Origin of the sequence: Nostoc sp. WHI (assembly GCF_015714725.1) — a bacterium.
Lineage (GTDB): Bacteria > Cyanobacteriota > Cyanobacteriia > Cyanobacteriales > Nostocaceae > Nostoc.
Map to the genome: position 1 here is coordinate 1 of NZ_WBKM01000223.1, position 16,803 is coordinate 16,803.

Genomic DNA, 16,803 nt, shown 5'->3' on the forward strand with positions numbered 1-16,803 from the left:
CTCCCCACTCCCCATTCATAACTCTACAAAAGAGCGCTATTATAGCCTTTGTCAGTTGCGAGTTATGGTATGCAAAGACAGCGATCGCTATTAATTTTGATTTTAGTTCTGATAATCGCCGCAATTACGGTGATTGCCACAATTCCGATACCTCTTGGACTGGACTTGCGCGGAGGCTCACAGCTCACAATTCAGGTGAAACCATCAGCAGATATTCCCAAAATCACCGAACGAGAATTGGAAGGTGTGAAGAAAGTTGTCGAGGGTCGGATTAATGGTCTGGGTGTTTCTGAGCCTGTGATTCAAACAGTTGGCACAGATAAAATATTGGTGCAACTACCAGGAGTTAATGATCCAGAGCAAGCTGAACGAGTGTTGGGAGGTACGGCGCAGTTAGAATTTCGTACCCAAAAGCAAAATACAGAAACTCAACTGTTTGCTTTTCAAACATCTAGAGCCGAGTTGAAAGCCAAGCAAGAAGAGTTGAGAAAGAGTACTGACAAAGCAGCAATTGTCAAAAATCAAGAAGATTTGCAGAAAAATAATCAAGCGATCGCTGAATTGTTTGAAAGTACCAAGCCACCACTAGAGGGCAAATACCTCAAGGATGCCTCTGGTGAACCTACTCAAGGTAACGACTGGAATGTTGCCATTCGCTTTGACCAAAAGGGTGGTGAACTGTTCGCCGAACTGACAAAAAACCTTGCTGGTACTGGGCGTAGCATTGGTGTTTTTCTAGACAATGAACTGATCAGCGCTCCTACTGTGGGTATAGAATTTGCCAGTACTGGTATTGCTGGTGGCTCTGCCGTAATTACAGGTCGATTTACCCCAGAACAAGCCAACGACTTAGGTGTGCAGCTGCGCGGTGGAGCATTACCCGTACCCGTAGAAATCGCAGAAATCCGCACTGTTGGAGCAACCTTGGGTAAAGACAGTATCACTAGCAGTATCTACGCTGGTATGGGTGGTCTGACTTTAGTATTAATATTTATGGTGGTGTACTATAGACTACCAGGATTAATTGCTGATGTAGCATTATTAATCTACGCTTTGTTAACCTGGGCTAGCTTTGCTTTATTGGGTATCACCCTGACCCTGCCAGGAATTGCCGGTTTTATCCTCAGTATTGGGATGGCGGTGGACGCGAATGTACTAATTTTTGAACGGACACGGGAAGAATTGCGAGCGGGGAAATCCCTGTATCGTTCTATAGAATCTGGTTTTTATCGCGCCTTTTCGAGTATTTTAGACGGCAACGTTACCACAGTTATTGCCTGTGCCGCACTATTTTGGCTAGGAGCTGGTTTAGTGAAAGGCTTTGCCCTAACTTTAGCTTTGGGCGTAGCAGTGAGTATGTTTAGCGCAATTACTTGTAGTCGCACCCTCATGTTTTTAGCATATACAATTCCCGCACTGCGGAAACCAGAATATTTCTGTCCGAACCTGCCAGCATCAAATAAGGCAGAGGTGGCTCAATGAAACTAAGTATTAACAAATCGCGATCGCTTTGGTGGGCTATTTCTTGTGCCTTCATCCTCGCTAGTATCATCTCAATGGTGATTTCTTGGCAAAACCCAAATATTAAAGCACCCCTACGTCCCAGTTTGGATTTTGTCGGTGGTACACGATTGCAGTTTGAACGGGATTGTACCAAACCTGGTAACTGCAACCAGCCAATTGATATTAATGTCGTCCGGGAAATAGCTAAAGCACAGGGGCTGGGCGATAGTAGCATCCAAATTGTCGCTGACAGAGACACAGGTGCAGAAAATGGTATATTAATTCGCACAAAAAACTTGGATCGCGAGCAGCGTACCAACTTGCAAAATGTCTTAAGTGAAAAAATCGGCACTTTTGACGAGCAAAAAAACCAACTTGACACCGTTGGCCCGACTCTGGGCGCAGAACTTTTTAGATCTGGGGTAATAGCTCTGATAGTTTCCTTTGCAGGCATCATTGCTTACTTAAGCTTCCGCTTCCAGTTAGATTATGCGGTGTTTGCGATCGTTGCTCTATTTCATGATGTCTTGATTACGGCAGGGATGTTTTCGATTTTGGGTTTGGTATTGGGTACTGAAGTAGATAGTCTATTCATTGTTGCCCTGCTGACAATTACAGGTTTCTCAGTTAACGACACTGTAGTGATTTACGATCGCATTCGGGAAACCCTGCAAATAAATCCCAATCGACCAATTGCTGACATCGTGGATGATGCAGTAAACCAAACCTTAACAAGGTCTATCAACACGACCTTTGCTACAATGCTGTCATTGTTTGCTATCTTTTTGTTTGGGGGAGAAACGCTGAAAAACTTTGCCTTAGCTCTAATTATTGGCTTTACAGCCGGGGCTTATTCAAGTATTTTCATCGCCAGTACTCTTCTAACTTTGTGGCGAGAGCGCAGGGGTCAAACAAGCGTGGTAGTCAGTGGTGAGTCGATTGATACATCTGCCAGTTCCCAGGATAGTTAAACTTGTGTGCATTTCACAATATGGATCAATCGGAAGAACCATTAATTACTGTCCCAGACTTTGAGAAATCTGACCCATTGTTTGCTCAACAAGTACAAAGGCTACACAAGCTGACAATATATGGCAGGTGGCTGTTTGTGGGCTGTTTGTGGCTTACAATTGCGCCTGTTTCCTTGTGGGGTTTACGTGCAGAAATTTCTCTGTGGCAGCAATATTTTACCTGGGTAGCGGTGCGATATGGACTCTTCTATCATCCACTGTCTACCTTCGGTTTAGCCTTTTGTATCGGGATGACTGCTGCTGTTTTAGTTTGGCAAAGTCGAAATATCTTACTTGGACTACCACAGCAGGAAAAACAACGTTTAGAAAAACAAGTTTATCGAATACGTCAACAGGGAGCAACTCATCCTCTGTGGAAGTGGGTTTGTCATTAATTTTTCTTTATCGTTGCATATACATATACAGGTACAGCAATTTCAGTTTCTGGCAAAATATGACTTAACCATACTAAAAGATACTGCCAAAAGTGGATGCCATACATGAACGACTCTCAGATTCAATTTAGCGAACAGCTCCGCTGCGCCAAAGGCGATCGCAAGTCTGAAATTGATCTTTACCAACTTCAAGAACTATTAGACGTTTCAGCTTTTTGGGCAAAAGGCCGCAGTATTGAAGATTTAGGCATAGCCATTGCCAACAGTGAACCAGTGATTTCCGTTTGCGATCGCGATCGACTTATTGGCTTTGCTAGAGCAATATCTGATGGCATATATCGCGCCACAATTTGGGATGTTGTGATTCATCCAGATTATCAAAGTAGTGGGCTGGGAAGCAATTTAGTGGAAACCGTTTTGAGTCATCCCCGCATGATCTCGGTTGAACGCGTTTACCTGATGACTACTCACCAACAGGAGTTTTACAAAAAGATTGGTTTCAAACCCAACACCACCACTACAATGGTGCTACACAACCTACCTAACCTTGCTTCCATTCCTGCTACAGAAGTTCAGCTTCAGGAATCGCTAGGGAGATAGAAATTTGTAGTCTGGTAATCTGGTGAAGTGGTTCCTTTGCAATGGTCGAGGGCAGGATTTCTAATTTTCCTCCCATAACTTCCACTAAAGTCTGATTGATTAATAGCCTCATTCCTGGGGAAGGATTAATCCGAGTCGGCTGATCTTCAAATTTCATTAAATCAATCGGCTCGCTCGATGGTATTGCATGAGTTGGTACATCCAGCCAAATGTTTACAAAATTACTTTTAGACAGAATGCTGGTGGAAATACAGATGCTGCCTTCCTCCATCTGAGTAATGGCAGTGTCTATCAAACTGATCAATATTTGGCGGAGCCAAAGGTAATCTGCCAAAACATAAATTTCTGGGTCGGTGGGTAACAATTGCAAGGGAAAATTGCGATTTTTCGCCAGCATATAAGTTAAGTCATAAACCTCCTCCAAAATTTGGGCTAATGGTCTGGGCTGAATATCTAATTTATTGGTACCATGTTCAGTTCTAGCAACGTTGAGAATTTCATCCATCACCTTCAGCAGCTTCAGCGTTCGCTCGTGAGCTTGGGCAATAAATTCTCGCTCTTCAGCTGGATCTTCACACAAATCCGACAAAATTAACTGATGTAAGCCAATTAAACCGTTTAGGGGCGATCGCAATTCATGAGTAGTCCGCGCCAAAAAACCAGCTTTAAACTGGCTCATTTCCCTTGCCATTTGATATGCTAGCTGCGTTTGCTGTAGCTGTTGCGATATTGGTGGCATCTCCTCTTGAGCTAATGGCGCTACTAGAGATGAGCTAGATGAAGTGTTTGGTGCTCGCGCAAAGAACCGACTAAAACCTATACCTAGTGCTATTCCTGCTCCTAGATATATCCAGTTGCTCAAATTCATAATCTGGGAATTATTAACTTGTTAATTGACCACAACAGCGCAAACTAAAGTTCGAGATTTCTCTGTTGTTGAAATCAGGAAAACAATATTATAACTACCTATATCTGGTTATCAGTCGAAATATCTAACTTTATTGCACCTTGCCGCAAAATCTGCCAATTTATCCCTGTCCATTTTGCAACGGTGGAAGGTATACCCATTCCTGGTAATTCACCCTGGCATTCTGTCGTTGCTAGAGTCAGAACCGTATTGAACTGAACCTCAATTTCTGCCATTGTCTGCAAGGGCGGCTGACCAGAAAAATTGGCGCTAGTGGTGGCAAGGGGGCCTGTTTGCGTCAAAATAGTTTGAGCGATCGCACTCTTCGGTACTCGGATACCAATTGTTGTTGGATTGATAGGATTCATAACTTTTGGTAGGCGATCGCTTGCAGGTAAAACTAATGTCAGCCCTCCTGGCCAATATTTATCTGCCAGTTCTTGCCAAACTTTATACTCATTCTCACTACCTTTGACATACAGCCACAAATCTTCAGCATTAGCAGCCATCAAAATCAAAGGTTTGTCTTGACTGCGTTGCTTCGCCGCAAAAATTAGTGCCGCTTTTTCTGGTATCGCTGCAAGTGCGGGAACGGTATCAGTGGGAAAGCTCACTAATAACCCAGCGCGTGCGCCAGCTATCAGATTTGTTAGAGAAACTTGTGTCATGTTTACAAAGTTAGGAGTAGGACTTACGCAAAGCTACACACGGTAGGGGCAATTCATGAATTGCCCCTACCATAAAATAAGGGTTTCGACTATTGTTTGCGTAAGTCCTAAGGAGTTAGAAGTTAGGAGTGAGGAATTGTCATAACTCATAACTCATAACTCATCACTCCTAACTTTTATAAGCTACAGCAAACCTTTCAATTCCAGCTAAATCAGCGTGAATTTGAATTTTACAGTAGCTACCTTGATTTTGCAAAAGTTCTCGCACTGCATCTGCCTGTCCTGCCATCATCTCAATGAGCCACACGCCACCAGGTTGCAAATAGCTAGGGGAGATTTCAATCAAATGGCGGATGCAATCTAAGCCATCAGCACCACCATCCAAAGCTAGATGTGGTTCATGGTTAACTACTTCTGGTTGCAGGGTAGGTAAGGTGCTGGTGGGGATGTAGGGCGGGTTCGACACCATACCACTGAACTGACCTTTTAACAATGCCAGTGGCTCCCACCAGAAACCTTGATAAAATCGAATCCGGTCAGCAAAACCCAAATTATGAGCGTTGACTTGGGCGATCGCCAAAGCTTCTAAACTGTAATCAACTGCATGAATTGTTGCTTTTGGCAAGACATCTGCTAATCCCAAAGCGATCGCTCCACTCCCAGTACCCAAATCTGCCCAGTGTCCTAAAGCATTACTAACATCTGCTGCTAAAGCTAGATCAATTAAGCTCTCTGTCTCTGGTCTGGGAATCAAAACCGCACTCGACACTGCAATTTTAAACTGGCGCCAAGGTGTAACTCCGGCAATGTACTGCACAGGCAACCGATCATTTAATCGCCTCTGCCACAATTGGTCTAACTCTTCTAAAGGCAATTGCAGCTGAATTTGCGGCCAGTTTTTAAAAGACTCCAAACGCAGTGCCAAACGGTCTAACCCAGCAACTTCGAGGAGAAGCCAATCAACCTCCCCTGGTGGGACATCAGTGGCGATCGCTGCTTGGTGAGCAGCATTCCGCCACTGCCAAAGTTGTAAACCAGAAACTATCAAATGTTTCTCCCCCATCCCTCAACTTGGAAGTGGATAACCGTTATTTTTTCGGAGCGGGCGCAGCTGGGGGCTTGGCCGCTGGTGATTGATTCGGGGTAAGCGATCGAATAAAATTGATTGACTCTCTTGATGGATATAAAACGATTTTATTTATACCAGGATCGTTGCTGCTATTGAGAGCCTCCATAACACCGTACAAATCCACCACCTGAATCTCAGTATTACCTGCTTCCTTGGGTACGGCTTTTTTGAATTCCTCTAATAGAGCCACTGCTTGCTCTTTCTCAAAAAAGAAAGGGATGTACCGCTCGTTGCCTTTAGGGACGGGAATGGTCAGATAACTATTATCTTTCTTAAACTTGGGTACAAATAAGGGAATACCAGTGAATTGCTCCCCTTTTTTACCATTTTGATTTAGCATACTTGTTGCCGAAGCTACCTGTTGTTGCGTCGGTACTAAAGTATAAATTACAGAGTCTGGTTTCTTTTTGCTTTCTTGGACTATTTTGTAATAGTCTGCCAGAGACAAAGGTCTAACCTGTAGCGTACTTGCCAACTTAGGATTTTCTTTTTTGATCCGATTATCAAGGAATTTTTGAGCATCTTGCTTGCTAATAAAAAATCCCACTTGAGAGATCGGCTTGGATGCGTTGGCATTGTTCCTCGAAAGAATTACGAATTCGCCTTTAGGATTGGTGAGCGTGAAGACGGGTACTTCTTGTAGCTTTTTCACTATCTGATCTTGTGGCAATGCGATCGCCTCTAGATTGCCTATTCCTGGTAAATGGCCTATTCCTGAAAGTCCCGCTAAAAATACACTGCCAGCTATACCCAATGTTGCGCCCAAGCGAATAAATGATTTCATGACTGCTCCTCGCATTAATAGTCCACTTAAATTAAACAAACGGTTGGATTTGCACAGCACCAACTAGCTTTAGTTATATAGCAATCTATTTTAGTTGTGAAAATTTATTTGTGAAAAACTCATCATGTTAGTTCACTGTTAACAGTGAACTTTCAAAGTCCAATATTTCTGAACTATTTAGGTTGATATAGTATTGCCTTCACCAATTTACTATGCTAAGGTTGTGTTTCTGTCTATTTAACTTTACTATTCACCGCCTAATGCTGTAGATGCCTAGTTTATGGCTTTTCAAAAAGTTAAAAGTCTCTCCAACTCTAGCTCGAATCAACGCTATTTTATTAGCTTTCTCTAATATTGGGTGACGTTATTAATAAATCAATCGTTCCATCTACGGTTGATTTAATATCTTCTTAAATTTATACAAAGTTTAGTGTCAGAAATACCTTAATGCTTGAGCGCTAAACTTAACTCTTAGGCTTCAAAACCAGACTAAGAGTGGAATAGCCCAATAGGTAGTCTTTGTAAAAATATGCAATTTAATTGCACATCTTAGCAATAAAACTCTAGCCAATCCCCCATCAATACGGTTCGGATAAGGTTTTTTGATGACAGACCCTACGCCGTCTTTACAATATTAGTCCTTTGTAGAGACGGCGATTTATCGCGTCTCTTGCTTTGAGAAATTTTGTAGACCAGTTAATTACTAGGACTGAAAAACCTGAACAAAATGATTAGCCCTATGTAAGCCTGTATAGACATTTACTAAAAGTTCTCGTGCCTTATCAAAATATAGTAACGTAAGCTGCTATTTACAACCCTTTGAATGCCGTAATGCCCAAATTAAAATTTTGGTTTTTTAATTTGACATAATTAATAAATCCCAGATTTATTTAGTAAATCTGGGATTTATTGATTGTAAGTGGATTAATGAAATCGGGATGACAGGATTTGAACCTGCGGCATCCTGCTCCCAAAGCAGGCGCGCTACCAAGCTGCGCTACATCCCGGCTAGATTTATCTACTCTTTACGGTTTTGTTTTAACTTCCATAAAAGCGATCGCGCTTTGTTAAAAGTATTAACTTAATTATTATATCACATTACACAGCCTTCTGCCTAATTTTTCTAATCTTCGCGCAAATACTACATATATTTCATTATTACATCAATAAAAGTTTTTCTGCCGACTTCGTTTCACAAGACATACATACTTGCTTTTTCCTCGGCTAAACCTTGCCAAAGCACATCAAAATAATAGACTCTCAGTATTATACCTGATTGATTGTGCGAATCGAGTTTTATTTGGATTAAGCATTAGTGAGGATACCAAAACATCCCTTTGATCCCCTCTGGATCAGCCATAAACCCCATAGTTCGGTAGAAATCTACAACATGAGGGTCAGCAAAGAGAGTAACATTACTAATTTCTTCACTCCTAAGTTTTTTGAGAACGTATTTCATCAGCGCCTTACCCAGTCCTTGACTTTGAAAGTCTGGGTGAACAACCACATCCCAGATAGTGGCATTAAACGCATGGTCTGACGTAGCCCGTGCAAAACCAATGAGCCGCTTTTGATTTCCTCTCACCTGCCACATTGAGGCGACAAGAAAACTATGCTCAATAGCTTTTTTGACTTTTCTTAGAGGACGACGCGACCAACCAACTGCATCACAAAGTTCTTCTAGTTCATACAGGTCAATGTCTCGCTCCGTGCTAAAGACAATGCGAGCTTCTTTTAAAGAAGCTTCGCTAACGCCACCGAAACTGGAGTTGCCCGTGGCCTCGGCTGTATGCTCTTCAAAGGAGTTTGTTCTAGTTGTCGCTACAGATTCAGGAGTACTAAACCAAGTTTTCCAAAAACCCATGCCAAAGCGGTTCGGGTAGTATAACTGAATTGGTTTCCACTCTCAAGAGTGTTGATTCACGCCTAACATAGTTACCCCCCTTTATTGCCCCTTACACTCAAAGTTTTTCGGTTGTTTTCGGGATTTGCAATGGCGACAGCTAGTTAGGGCGTGTTTCACACCAATCATTTTCAACTTTAGCATTTTGTTGTAAAAGCGAGGAGAAATTTACCAAAAGGGAAGAATTTGACACTCCCCGACCTGAAGGTGCGGGGATTCTTGATTCAACGAGTCCACTTAGATTAGACCCCTTGCGGTATCTAAGCCAGAGGTGGTTCTCTCCTCAAGCGTTAACTTTCCGAGTGCCCCTCGGTAGTTGAATGATTCCAAAATTTGTTTAATTGAAATTCTGATTGCCTAGTCCCCATGAAAATTTTACCTATTCCTGGGCAGGAACTAGAACTATGGAATAGAACCCCATATCTTCAATTGTCAAGGTACAGATTGCCGCTAGGCATTTAGGTTTTTATACAGGTTGATTACCGTTCCTGTTAAATCTAATTTTACCAGAACGTGAAGTAAAGCGTAAACACCTCAAACCGTTTTCATCACGCAGCCTAAAGTACGTAATACGGCGCATAGCGCCTGTTACTCAAGGGTTTTCAACGAGTGTTTTTATAAGCAATTCAAAATTTAAAATTCAAAATGGAAAAACCTAATGCTGGCAATTACTCGTATAGAGTTTAAATGCACGTTAGCTTAGGAGTAAATTGTATACAAGGGATTGGGCATTGAGAATACTCTCCCCCTTCCTTGTCCCCAGTCCCCAGTCCCTAACACCCAGGTGACGAAAGCAAGCGAGTCTTACCTTTAACAATGGCTTCTGGTTTAAAATCTTCGACACTGGAACTCCTAAAGCGCTTTAACCGAGCGTTTCCCCAGTTTTATGAGCAATTCGTCAGCAGTGAGATTCAACTGCAAAACTTACGGCTAGCCTACCGTCTCTATAAAACTAGACGTGCTGTTATTGAGCTGAAACCCGAAGGTAGCAAAAGTGCTTTGCATTTTGCCTACCGCAACCAGTCTTTTCTCCTCAGCGATATTTTTGGTGTATTAGCAGCTTATGGGTTGACTATCCACGGTCTGAGTCTATATGGTCAGATTCGTCCGCCGATGTTAGTTTTTATCAAACTGTTGGTGTCTCGTGGTAGTAAAGCCTTGACCGATAAAACCGCAGAAAATGTCTGTCGTGCCATCCGTGAGGCTTTAGGAGGTCGGTTTGAGGTAGAAGAAATGCTGGCAGTAGAATTCAATCTTGACACTGGCTTAGAGCAGGTACAAACTGAGTTCTATGTCGATCCGGTCTTTCATCTCCCTGCCCTAGTGATTGAAGCTGATAACCAACCAGGATTATTCTACAAAGTGATGTACGCCATCTGGCAAGAAGACCTACTGGTAGTCAATGCCAATTTACTGGTTTGGCGCGGACGTACACGGCTAATTCTCTATTTGCTGGGGCCGAATGAAAGCCTCATTCCTGAATATCTGGGTCACAAAATTGCTGAGGGAGTGCGACAGAGGTTACTGGGGAAATGAAAAAAGTGAGGAGTTAAGAGTTAGGAGTTAAAAATTTATCACTCCTAACTTCTTCCTATTGCGTATTTAGTCGCATCCACCCTTAGCGGTACGATATAAGTATGGCAACTATCGAAATCTTGGGCGTTCCACACGCATACGAGCTAACGGCTCCCACTTCCTGCGCTCACGCTTTAGTATTTATCCACGGTTGGCTCAATAGTCGTAGATATTGGCAACCTGTGATTTCCCGCCTATCAGATGATGTGCAGTGCTTGTCCTATGATTTGCGGGGTTTTGGTGAATCCCAGTCCCAAGTAAAAACCGATTTTAGTCGGGTACAAACGTCTTTGAGCCTAACGCCCATCTCCACTAGTGAGGTTGGGTCATCTTTCAATTCTCTTTATACTCCTGCTGCCTATGCTCAGGATTTAGCGATTCTCCTAAAACAGTTAAATATTACCAGTGCTTGGCTAATTGGGCACTCTTTGGGAGGCACGATCGCCCTCTGGGGAGCAGATCAAATACCTGAGTGTGTTAAGGGAGTTATCTGTATCAACGCTGGCGGTGGTATTTACCTCAAAGAAGCCTTTGAGAAGTTTCGCTCGGCGGGTCAGAAATTTTTGCAAGTCCGGCCGCGCTGGTTGTCCCAAGTGCCTTTGATTGATTTGCTGTTTACTAGAGCCAGTGTGGCGCGTCCTTTGGAGCGTTATTGGGCGCGTCAGAGGGTAATTGATTTCGTTGTGGCTGACCCAGAAGCGGCGCTGGGAACTCTGTTAGATTCCACAACTGAGGAAGAAATCAACCGTTTACCTGAGATAGTATCCCAACTGAAGCAGCCAGTTTATTTTTTGGCTGGTACTGAAGACAAGGTTATGGAACCCAAATATGTCCGCCATTTAGCTAGCTTTCACAGATTATTCCAATATTGTGGTGACAATGTTTTGGAAATTCCTGATTGCGGACACTTGGCTATGTTAGAACAGCCGGATGCGGTTGCTGATTACATCCGGTTGATAGTCAATAGGCAATAGGCAATAGGCAATAGGCAATAGGCAATAGGCAATAGGCAATAGGCAATAGGCAATAGGCAATAGGCATGGGGCATTTGCAAATGACAAATGACTACTCAACAGGTTGATACAACTTCATCACCTGGGTAAGGGCTAACCTAGATTCAACGCCTAGTGTGAGGGGGGATGTATGACCACAGGCTAGATGATCGGCGGCGGCACAGCCGATCATGGCGGCGTTATCGGTACAGAATTTTAGAGGGGGGAATAGGACACGGAGGTTATGTTCGATGGCGGCAGCTTGGAGGTTTTTTCTCAAGCCGCTATTGGCGGCTACACCACCACCAACGGCAATTGTGTCTAGCCCATAGTCAAGGGCACAGGCGATCGCTCTTTTGGTCAGCGATCGCGCTACGGTTTCCTGAAAGCTAGCTGCTACGTCTGCCACTGGTACTTGTCCACCATCTTTCTCTAACTGCTGCACTAAACGCAATACAGCCGTTTTTAACCCACTAAAACTTGTGTCATAACGATGAAATCCCCCGCCCGGTAGAGAAACTTTTCCTTCTGGTAGAGCAAAGGCTTGAGGATTTCCCTCTTGTGCTAGCTTGTCAATCGCTGGGCCACCCGGATAACCCAGCTTTAACAATCGCGCCACTTTATCAAAGGCTTCACCCGCAGCATCATCACGGGTTTGTCCGAGGGTTTCGTAATTACCACAATCTTTGACATAAATCAAGCTTGTATGTCCGCCTGAAACTAGTAAGCTAAGGAAAGGGGGGTTTAAAGTTGGTTCGCTCAAGTAAGTTGCGTAAATGTGACCTTCGAGGTGATGAACTCCCAAAAATGTTTTGTTATGTACTATAGCCAGGGTTTTTGCAGCAGTTAACCCTACCAACAGCGCTCCTACAAGACCAGGTGCACAAGTGGCAGCAATTGCGTCAATTTTCTCCCAGTTTAGTTGGGCTTGCTCTAGGGCTTGGGCGATCGCAACATTTATCGTTTCCAAGTGCTGGCGGGAAGCTACTTCTGGCACTACACCGCCATACTGTTGATGGACTGGAATTTGTGAGGCTACGATACTGCTACAAACTTTACGATTGTTAACAATTGCGACAGCAGTTTCATCACAGCTGGTTTCTATTGCTAAAATGGTTGCCATTTCTTGAGTACCGAGAATGAGTGCTAAGTAATGAGTGCTGAGTGCTGAGTAATGAGTCTGGAGTAATAGAGAGAAAATCTTGCTTCTTTACTACCCTACCCTACTACAACAATTCTTATAGTCAGCACTCGCTACTCAGCACTCAGCACTAATTACTCGCTACTCAGCACTAATTTTAGTTGAGAAGCTTTAACTTTTATTTACTTAAACTTTACTCGGTTCCCACCCAAGAGTATGATGACTTCCTAGTTATGCAAATAAACAACTGTACAAGCCGCTTCGTTTTGTACAAAGAACTTTTCGTTTTGTAATAAAAGGAAACAACTCTATGCGTCGATTGTTTGCTTTGATTTTAGCGATTTGTCTTTGGTTCAATTTTGCCTCCCCAGCAAAAGCTTTAGGGGCTAATTTGACACCGTGCAAGGACAATCCCGCTTTTCAAGAGCTCGCAGCTAATGCCCGTAATACCACTGGTGACCCAGAATCAGGGAGAAAGCGGTTTGAGCGTTATTCTCAGGCGCTGTGCGGCCCTGAGGGATACCCCCACTTGATTGTTGATGGTCGTTTAGATCGCGCTGGTGACTTTTTGATCCCTAGCATTCTGTTTCTATATATTGCTGGTTGGATTGGTTGGGTAGGTCGTGCCTATCTACAAGCGATCAAAAAGGAATCTGACACAGAACTAAAAGAAATCCAAATCGATCTTGGTTTGGCACTACCGATCATGGCGTCAGGCTTTACTTGGCCAGTAGCAGCAATCCAAGAGTTTCTCTCTGGAAAATTAACAGCCAAGGATTCAGAAATCACCGTTTCACCACGCTAAGTCAGTTTAATTCATTCATTTGTTTTGGAGGCTAAATTCATGGCAGAAAAAGGCGACCAATCAGCTTATTTCATTAAATTCCTTTCCACAGCACCCGTGGCAGCTACCATCTGGTTGAGCATCACAGCAGTTCTCTTGATTGAATTCAACATCTTTTTCCCCGACCTACTTTTCCACCCACTACCATAAGTAGAAAATTGGATTTAGGGCAGTTGAATGTCTTGTTTTTTGCCTAATATTGCGTAGTTGATATATTCAGCCTGGTTAGGCTAAATTATCACCAAAATATGCAGCAGAAATAGTTTTTTGAAACTCGTGTTCTGTAGACAGAACGCGAGTTTCACAGCTTAAAAACTAGCTAAATTAATTTTTCTAAACTTCCTAAACAAAAGATATCTTTAGCTACAATTATTATTAATATACAAATGTCACCATTTTAAATTTAGAGGCGAACATAAAAAATGGCACAAGCAGTAGATGCATCAAAAAATCTCCCCAGCGATCCTAGAAATCGGGAGGTTGTTTTTCCCGCATTTGGTGATCCGCAAATTGGCAACCTAGAAACCCCGATTAATGCTTCTCCCTTAAGCAGGTGGTTCATTAATAACTTACCCGCTTATCGTCCTGGTATAACTCCTTCTAGACGCGGACTAGAAGTTGGCATGGCTCACGGTTACTTGCTATTTGGCCCCTTCGCCAAATTAGGCCCCCTGAGGGATACAGCTAACGCTAACTTAGCTGGTTTGTTGGCAGCTATTGGCTTGGTTGTTTTGCTCACCGCTTGTCTGTCTCTGTATTCCAACAGTAATCCTCCCAAAGCACTTGCTAGTGTTAATGTACCTAACCCTCCAGCAGATGCTTTTAACTCTAAAGAAAGCTGGAATAACTTTGCCAGTTCTTTCTTGATTGGTGGTATTGGTGGTGCTGTAGTTGCTTACTTTTTGACCAGTAATCTGGGACTAATTCAAGGTTTGTTCGGTTAATTTAGAAGTTAGGAGTTAGGAGTTAGGAGTTAAAATTCATAACTTTAAACTCTTAACTCCTAACTTATTTAAACAAAGCTGTTTCAATGTCATTTAAAGCAGTTTCAAAATCGTCATTAACGATTTGAAGATCAAATTCATCTGCGGCTTTAATTTCTTCTTGGGCACGGCACAGACGACGAGCGATCGCTTCTTCTGAGTCTTGGGCGCGATCGCGTATCCGTTTTTCTAATTCATCAAAGGAAGGCGGTAAAATAAAAATGCTGAGGACACTAGGGAAGGAAACACGAATTTGTCTTGCCCCCTCTAGCTCAATTTCCAGCACCACTAACTTACCGGAATGAATTTGGTTAAGCACAGCTTGGCGGGGAGTGCCGTAATAGTTACCAGCAAATTCTGCCCATTCCAAAAATTCACCTTCAGCGACTAATTGTTTAAATTTACTTTGGCTGATAAAGTAATAATTTTTGCCATCAATTTCTCCTGGACGGGGAGAACGAGTCGTAGCGGATACGGAATAATACAGTTCTGGATGACGCTGTAATAGCGATCGCATTAAAGTCCCTTTACCGACCCCACTAGGGCCAGTTAAAACAATCAACCTACCTAAATGTAAACATTCTTTGCTAGTAGTAATACTCTGGATGGGTAAAACTGGCATCATCCGTTCAACTTGTGAATCAATCAATAGATATTATTCATTAATTTTGTATTCCTGGCCAAGTCTACTATTCTACTATTAACTAAAGAATTTTTAGCAGGGGTCACAGAAAATTTGTCTAATTCACATGGTAGTACTGATCTCCTGCAAATGAGAGTGGAATTTTTAACCCCCTGCTAATCAATTATCTACAGTCTGATGATCGCGGGAAATCACAAAGCGATTCGCCACCGTTTCCGGCTGAATCGCCGACAGAATTACGTGACTGGAATCAGTGATAATTACAGCCCTAGTCCGGCGACCATAAGTTGCGTCAATCAGTTGACCTCTGTCCCGTGCATCGGTAATAATTCGCTTAATCGGGGCGGACTCTGGACTGACAATGGCAACTACTCGGTTGGCAGACACGATGTTACCAAAGCCGATGTTGATTAACTGAATGTCCATAAAAAAACTGATGCTAAATGCGGTTTAAGAAGCTTGTAATAAATTTATTTCCATGTTATCTATAAAAAACGGGAGTTACAACGCTTAAATTCACGCCAGACTTCATTTTTAATTAATGTATGCTTTTTTTAGCTGTATATTGGCTAAATTTCGGGAAAATCTTCCCAAAGGCATAGGCGCAATTCCACTGATCCAAGCTAACTGAGTGATGTAGATTTATTTTATTTGAAACAAGTATCTGGCTCGGAAATTGATGGAGAGCAAAATTGATTGGAACGGTCTGGCTTTAACCGCGCTGGCTCAGTACAATGTCAGCGTAGATCAATTGGTGTTCTTAGGTCATGGCGAAAATTTGACGTTTCGCATTCACACTAGGGATGGTGAAAATGGCGCTACATCTGGAGACTGTGATCAGGAAGCGTTATTTCTTCTCCGGCTCCATGATCCGATCGCTCGCTTAGGCGATCGCATCTGGCAAGAACGTGCTGTCATTGAGTCAGAACTCATGTGGCTGACTGCATTGAATGAAGATACTAATTTGGTCATGCCGTACCCTGTGCCGAACCTCAATGGCACTTTTGTCACCTCTATAGCAATTGATGACACTGGCGAAACGCTCAATTGTACGTTACTAAATTGGGTCGATGGTTTCCCTCTCAACACTGAACCCACACTGGTACAGGCTTGGCGAGTCGGGGAACTTATGGCTAGTTTACACCAGCACACCAGCCTTTGGGAGTTGCCTTTGGGCTTCAAACGACCAAAATACGACTGGGAGCAACTACATACCTCATTGATGGGGCTGCGATCGCTAGTAAATGCTGGTACAATCTCTTTTGCTGATTTTGCTGTGCTTGAGACTGTGGTGCAACGAATTGGTAATGTGATGACAGCCCTAGAAAAAACACAGGCTAATTGGGGTTTGATTCACGCAGACCTGAATGAAAAAAATTACATCTTTCACGCAGGTGAAGCACGAGCGATCGACTTTTCTTGTTGTGGCTTCGGTTACTATCTTTATGACATTGCCTCTACACTCAAACATTTATTTCCCGAAAACCGTAGATCGTTCCTCAATGGCTATCAGAACGTGCGCCAATTGCCTCATGATTATCAAAATATTTTGGAGGCGTTCTTTATCGGGGCAACAGTAGATAATTTTGCCTTTCTCACATCACAGTCAAATGAACACGATTACCTGTTAGAGATTGTACCTTACGTCACTCATAAACTCTGTAACAGATACCTTAGAGGCAAACCGTTCTTGTTCGACTTATAAGTATCTAACTTGAAGCGGATA

The 16,803-nt window shown here is 42.9% G+C and carries 18 protein-coding genes and 1 tRNA gene; 10 read left to right on the top strand and 9 right to left on the bottom strand.

The annotated features are described in order from the left end of the window. The first annotated feature begins 69 nt into the window (after positions 1-69). The 4 genes from secD (at position 70) to F8S12_RS22410 (ending at position 3,508) form a co-directional block, all read left to right on the top strand. A complete protein-coding gene (secD, locus tag F8S12_RS22395; protein WP_196518527.1) occupies positions 70-1,482 on the top strand; it encodes a protein translocase subunit SecD in 1,413 nt (470 codons plus the stop codon). Continuing rightward, complete coding sequence (secF, locus tag F8S12_RS22400; RefSeq protein ID WP_196518461.1) at positions 1,479-2,474, top strand: protein translocase subunit SecF; 996 nt, start codon at positions 1,479-1,481, stop codon at positions 2,472-2,474. Before secD ends, secF begins: the two co-directional genes overlap by 4 nt. 20 nt (positions 2,475-2,494) lie before the next feature. Continuing rightward, on the top strand, positions 2,495-2,908 hold the full coding sequence (locus F8S12_RS22405) for a hypothetical protein (RefSeq protein WP_196518462.1): 414 nt from the start codon (positions 2,495-2,497) through the stop codon (positions 2,906-2,908). Between the two features lie 105 nt (positions 2,909-3,013). Next, on the top strand, positions 3,014-3,508 hold the full coding sequence (locus tag F8S12_RS22410; protein ID WP_196518463.1) for a GNAT family N-acetyltransferase: 495 nt from the start codon (positions 3,014-3,016) through the stop codon (positions 3,506-3,508). Here the strand turns inward: F8S12_RS22410 and F8S12_RS22415 are convergent. From F8S12_RS22415 to F8S12_RS22440, 6 genes are all read right to left on the bottom strand, one after another. Then, on the bottom strand, positions 3,471-4,376 hold the full coding sequence (locus F8S12_RS22415) for a sensor histidine kinase (protein ID WP_196518465.1): 906 nt from the start codon (positions 4,374-4,376) through the stop codon (positions 3,471-3,473). The genes F8S12_RS22410 and F8S12_RS22415 overlap by 38 nt on opposite strands. A 98-nt stretch (positions 4,377-4,474) precedes the next feature. Further along, on the bottom strand, positions 4,475-5,083 hold the full coding sequence (locus tag F8S12_RS22420; RefSeq protein WP_196518467.1) for an L-threonylcarbamoyladenylate synthase: 609 nt from the start codon (positions 5,081-5,083) through the stop codon (positions 4,475-4,477). Between the two features lie 169 nt (positions 5,084-5,252). Next, a complete protein-coding gene (gene prmC / locus F8S12_RS22425) occupies positions 5,253-6,146 on the bottom strand; it encodes a peptide chain release factor N(5)-glutamine methyltransferase (protein ID WP_196518469.1) in 894 nt (297 codons plus the stop codon). 25 nt (positions 6,147-6,171) lie between these two features. Then, positions 6,172-6,996, bottom strand: a complete 825-nt coding sequence (locus F8S12_RS22430; protein ID WP_196518470.1) for a Tic22 family protein — start codon at positions 6,994-6,996, stop codon at positions 6,172-6,174. A gap of 933 nt (positions 6,997-7,929) precedes the next feature. Next, positions 7,930-8,003: transfer RNA gene (locus F8S12_RS22435), tRNA-Pro, on the bottom strand. Positions 8,004-8,308: 305 nt separating this feature from the next. Next, entirely contained in the window at positions 8,309-8,860 is a 552-nt protein-coding gene (locus F8S12_RS22440; protein ID WP_196518471.1) for a GNAT family N-acetyltransferase, read from the bottom strand. An 855-nt stretch (positions 8,861-9,715) separates the two neighbouring features. On the opposite strand from F8S12_RS22440, the gene F8S12_RS22445 reads away from it, so the two are divergent. Together F8S12_RS22445 and F8S12_RS22450 are read left to right on the top strand one after the other, a co-directional pair. Further along, entirely contained in the window at positions 9,716-10,435 is a 720-nt protein-coding gene (locus F8S12_RS22445; protein WP_086763971.1) for a hypothetical protein, read from the top strand. Positions 10,436-10,536: 101 nt separating this feature from the next. Next, on the top strand, positions 10,537-11,448 hold the full coding sequence (locus tag F8S12_RS22450; RefSeq protein ID WP_196518472.1) for an alpha/beta fold hydrolase: 912 nt from the start codon (positions 10,537-10,539) through the stop codon (positions 11,446-11,448). A 91-nt stretch (positions 11,449-11,539) separates the two neighbouring features. On the opposite strand, the gene tsaD is transcribed toward F8S12_RS22450, so the two are convergent. Then, positions 11,540-12,589, bottom strand: coding sequence for a tRNA (adenosine(37)-N6)-threonylcarbamoyltransferase complex transferase subunit TsaD (gene tsaD / locus F8S12_RS22455; RefSeq protein WP_196518473.1), 1,050 nt, complete (start codon positions 12,587-12,589; stop codon positions 11,540-11,542). Between the two features lie 328 nt (positions 12,590-12,917). Here tsaD and F8S12_RS22460 point away from each other — a divergent pair, with 328 nt between their 5' ends. The 3 genes from F8S12_RS22460 (at position 12,918) to F8S12_RS22470 (ending at position 14,395) form a co-directional block, all read left to right on the top strand. Continuing rightward, on the top strand, positions 12,918-13,412 hold the full coding sequence (locus F8S12_RS22460; protein WP_196518474.1) for a Photosystem I reaction center subunit III: 495 nt from the start codon (positions 12,918-12,920) through the stop codon (positions 13,410-13,412). A 39-nt stretch (positions 13,413-13,451) separates the two neighbouring features. Next, positions 13,452-13,601 carry a photosystem I reaction center subunit IX gene (gene psaJ / locus F8S12_RS22465; protein ID WP_196518475.1) on the top strand — a complete coding sequence of 50 codons (150 nt, stop codon included), beginning with the start codon at positions 13,452-13,454 and terminating at the stop codon, positions 13,599-13,601. 272 nt (positions 13,602-13,873) lie between these two features. Beyond that, positions 13,874-14,395, top strand: a complete 522-nt coding sequence (locus F8S12_RS22470) for a photosystem I reaction center protein subunit XI (protein WP_196518476.1) — start codon at positions 13,874-13,876, stop codon at positions 14,393-14,395. A gap of 64 nt (positions 14,396-14,459) precedes the next feature. Here F8S12_RS22470 and gmk read toward each other — a convergent pair whose 3' ends face one another. Then, complete coding sequence (gmk, locus tag F8S12_RS22475; protein WP_196518528.1) at positions 14,460-15,059, bottom strand: guanylate kinase; 600 nt, start codon at positions 15,057-15,059, stop codon at positions 14,460-14,462. A 177-nt stretch (positions 15,060-15,236) separates the two neighbouring features. After that, the gene (remA, locus tag F8S12_RS22480) at positions 15,237-15,503 is read right to left on the bottom strand and encodes an extracellular matrix/biofilm regulator RemA (protein ID WP_073639751.1); all 267 of its coding nucleotides are present in this window, start codon (positions 15,501-15,503) and stop codon (positions 15,237-15,239) included. A gap of 253 nt (positions 15,504-15,756) precedes the next feature. On the opposite strand from remA, the gene F8S12_RS22485 reads away from it, so the two are divergent. Then, positions 15,757-16,782: a phosphotransferase enzyme family protein gene (locus F8S12_RS22485; protein ID WP_196518477.1), complete on the top strand. Its 1,026-nt coding sequence runs from the start codon at positions 15,757-15,759 to the stop codon at positions 16,780-16,782. Positions 16,783-16,803: the final 21 nt, after the last annotated feature.

What these genes read in the sequence shown, in the direction of transcription:
- F8S12_RS22415 (WP_196518465.1), bottom strand. Translation starts at nt 4,376, where the DNA reads ATGAATTTGAGCAACTGGATATATCTAGGAGCAGGAATAGCACTAGGT.
- F8S12_RS22440 (WP_196518471.1), bottom strand. Translation starts at nt 8,860, where the DNA reads ATGGGTTTTTGGAAAACTTGGTTTAGTACTCCTGAATCTGTAGCGACA.
- F8S12_RS22445 (WP_086763971.1), top strand. Translation starts at nt 9,716, where the DNA reads ATGGCTTCTGGTTTAAAATCTTCGACACTGGAACTCCTAAAGCGCTTT.
- F8S12_RS22450 (WP_196518472.1), top strand. Translation starts at nt 10,537, where the DNA reads ATGGCAACTATCGAAATCTTGGGCGTTCCACACGCATACGAGCTAACG.
- tsaD (WP_196518473.1), bottom strand. Translation starts at nt 12,589, where the DNA reads ATGGCAACCATTTTAGCAATAGAAACCAGCTGTGATGAAACTGCTGTC.
- F8S12_RS22420 (WP_196518467.1), bottom strand. Translation starts at nt 5,083, where the DNA reads ATGACACAAGTTTCTCTAACAAATCTGATAGCTGGCGCACGCGCTGGG.
- F8S12_RS22410 (WP_196518463.1), top strand. Translation starts at nt 3,014, where the DNA reads ATGAACGACTCTCAGATTCAATTTAGCGAACAGCTCCGCTGCGCCAAA.
- secD (WP_196518527.1), top strand. Translation starts at nt 70, where the DNA reads ATGCAAAGACAGCGATCGCTATTAATTTTGATTTTAGTTCTGATAATC.
- gmk (WP_196518528.1), bottom strand. Translation starts at nt 15,059, where the DNA reads ATGATGCCAGTTTTACCCATCCAGAGTATTACTACTAGCAAAGAATGT.
- F8S12_RS22460 (WP_196518474.1), top strand. Translation starts at nt 12,918, where the DNA reads ATGCGTCGATTGTTTGCTTTGATTTTAGCGATTTGTCTTTGGTTCAAT.
- secF (WP_196518461.1), top strand. Translation starts at nt 1,479, where the DNA reads ATGAAACTAAGTATTAACAAATCGCGATCGCTTTGGTGGGCTATTTCT.
- remA (WP_073639751.1), bottom strand. Translation starts at nt 15,503, where the DNA reads ATGGACATTCAGTTAATCAACATCGGCTTTGGTAACATCGTGTCTGCC.
- F8S12_RS22470 (WP_196518476.1), top strand. Translation starts at nt 13,874, where the DNA reads ATGGCACAAGCAGTAGATGCATCAAAAAATCTCCCCAGCGATCCTAGA.
- F8S12_RS22430 (WP_196518470.1), bottom strand. Translation starts at nt 6,996, where the DNA reads ATGAAATCATTTATTCGCTTGGGCGCAACATTGGGTATAGCTGGCAGT.
- psaJ (WP_196518475.1), top strand. Translation starts at nt 13,452, where the DNA reads ATGGCAGAAAAAGGCGACCAATCAGCTTATTTCATTAAATTCCTTTCC.
- F8S12_RS22405 (WP_196518462.1), top strand. Translation starts at nt 2,495, where the DNA reads ATGGATCAATCGGAAGAACCATTAATTACTGTCCCAGACTTTGAGAAA.
- F8S12_RS22485 (WP_196518477.1), top strand. Translation starts at nt 15,757, where the DNA reads ATGGAGAGCAAAATTGATTGGAACGGTCTGGCTTTAACCGCGCTGGCT.
- prmC (WP_196518469.1), bottom strand. Translation starts at nt 6,146, where the DNA reads ATGGGGGAGAAACATTTGATAGTTTCTGGTTTACAACTTTGGCAGTGG.